This window comes from Micromonospora sp. D75, from assembly GCF_018070405.1.
Lineage (GTDB): Bacteria > Actinomycetota > Actinomycetes > Mycobacteriales > Micromonosporaceae > Micromonospora > Micromonospora chalcea.
The window spans coordinates 1-2,235 of sequence record NZ_JAGPXV010000809.1 but is presented as its reverse complement, the minus strand read 5'-3'; the positions used below and the strand labels follow the sequence as shown (position 1 = coordinate 2,235).

Here is a 2,235-nt window from a genome sequence, read left to right as displayed (position 1 = left end):
GGCTGCTGGAGATGCCGCTGTCCAGCACGCCCACCACGACCGACGGGCTGCCGCCGGTCACCGCGTGGGCCTGCGGGACGCGGATCATGTCCATGTCCCACTGCTGGCCGTACAGCGGCTCGGCGGTCGGGTCGCCCGCGGCGCGGACCACGTCGGCGGCCGGGACCTCGACCGTCTCGCCCTCGTCGAGGGCGGTGCCCAGACCGGCGGTGGAGGCGACCGACTCGACGCCGGCACCGGCCACACGGGTGGCGAAGTCCGGGGCGGAGGAGCGCGCGACGAGCACGCCGATCTTGTCGTACGCGGCCACGACAGTGCCGTCGGCGGCGGCCACCCGCGCCGCGGCCTTGGCGGTGCCGTTGCCCTGCGGGGCGAGGACCAGGTACGACGTCTCCGGTCCGGCGGCCGCCACCGGCGCCGGGACGCCGATCAGGGCGAGACCGGCGCCGAGCGTCACGGCGGACGCGGCGGCGAGTGTCTTGCGACGGAGATTGTTCACACAGACTCCCAGGGGGTTGGTGCGGCCGGGCCGCTCCCTGGACGGGGGTACGGCCCGGTGGAGACGCGCAGGCTGCACGCCTCGCCGCAACAGCGCCCACCGACGGCGGGGTGTTACACGCCTCACCCCGCCGAGCTGTGGATCGTCAGACCGTGGCGATCGTGTACGGGATCTCGTCGAGCAGTTCCCGGGCGAGGAAGCCGATCCGCCCGTACCGGGGGACCAGCCGCTGCCCGCTCACCGCGTGCGCGAACGCCGCCCAGCAGGCGGCCTGCGCCGGGTCGGCGCCCCGGGAGAGCAGGCCCGCGAGCAGCCCGGAGCGCACGTCGCCGCTGCCCGAGGTGCCCAGCCCGGCGTCCCCGCTCTCCTCCCGCCAGGCCCGGCCGTCCGGCGTCGCGATGTGCCCGTACAGCGAGACGACAGCGTCGTACCGGCCGGCCAGTTCCACCGCCTCGGCGTCCAGGTCGTCGCCCGGATCGCGGCCCAGCAGGTGCTTCGCCTCGGTCAGGTTGGGAGTGAGCACCGCCTTGCGGCCGGACCCGGCCAGCAGCTCCGGCGCGTGGCTGAGCGCGCCCAGCGCGTACGCGTCGAGCACCAGCGCGGTCTCCCGGCCGGCCGCGTCCAGGACCAGGCGCAGCAGCTCCCCGGTGGTCTCGATGTCGGTCAGGCCGGGTCCGACCGCCACCACGTCGGCCTCGGCGACCAGGCCGCGGAGCAGGTCGCCCGGGTCGCCGCGGACCGCGCCGTCACCGGTCTCCGGCAGGCCGACCACGAGCGCCTCCGGCACCTGGATGCTCAGCGACGCCGCCGTCGACTCGGCCGCGGCGAGCTGGAGCACGCCGGCCCCGGCGCGCAGCGCGGCCACCCCGGCGAGCAGCACCGCGCCGGGGGTGTACCGGGAGCCGCCGACCACCAGCACGGTGCCGCGCGCCGCCTTGCCGCCGGTGGGCACCGGCAGCGCCCAGTCCCGCAGCAGCGCGGGGGTGATCACGTCAGACCGGCTCGGCATTGACCTCGTCCTCCCTGGTGGGCGTCGCCCCCTGCCGGTGCAGGTGGGCGACGTCGTTGAACACGTCCGGCACGAGCCGGCCGGTGTCGTCGGCGTGCCAGCCGGTGACCGAGCAGTTGGCGATCACGTGCTCGCGGGTCAGCGCCATCAGCTCCGCCTCGGTGAGCCCCTCCACCAGGTAGCGCAGCAGGAAGACCAGCGCGTCGTGGCCGAACAGCAGCACCCGGCCCCCCTCGTGGTCGCGGCGCAGGTCGCCGAGCAGCGCCCGCAGCCGCAGCGCCACGTCGGTCCAGGACTCGCCGCCGGGCGGGCGGTAGTAGAACTTGCCGAGCCGGGTGCGCCGCCGCGCCTCCTCCGGGTAGCGCCGGTTCACGCCGTGGCCGGTGAGCCCGTCGAGGACGCCCAGCTCCCGGTCGCGCAGCCGCTCGTCGACGCTGGCCGGGATCCCGGTGCCGTGCAGCGCCAGCTCGGCCGTGCGCACCGCCCGCAGGTACGGCGACACCACCGCCACGTCCGGCCGTTGCGAGTCCGGCAGCCCGGCCAGCCACCGGCCGGTCGCCCGCGCCTGCTCCTCGCCGGTGGACGACAGCGGCACGTCCGCGTCCCGGTGGCTGAGGTCGATCAGCTCGGCGCCGGACGTCTCGGCCGCCGTGGCCGCGACGTTCGCCGTGCTCTCACCGTGCCGGACGATCCAGAGCGATGCCAACTCCGCCATGCGGCTCCCGGT

At 76.2% G+C, this 2,235-nt stretch carries 2 protein-coding genes and 1 pseudogene; all 3 read right to left on the bottom strand.

What is annotated here, in order from left to right; all coding sequences use genetic code 11:
• Positions 1–499 (bottom strand): annotated as a pseudogene (locus KBX39_RS29350) (peptidase S8); the annotation flags it as partial.
• A gap of 145 nt (positions 500–644) precedes the next feature.
• Complete coding sequence (locus KBX39_RS29345; RefSeq protein WP_210873640.1) at positions 645–1,508, bottom strand: NAD(P)H-hydrate dehydratase; 864 nt, start codon at positions 1,506–1,508, stop codon at positions 645–647.
• On the bottom strand, positions 1,492–2,235 hold a 744-nt coding region (locus KBX39_RS29340), incomplete at its 5' end, for a histidine phosphatase family protein (RefSeq protein WP_247660727.1). The genes KBX39_RS29340 and KBX39_RS29345, both read right to left, overlap by 17 nt.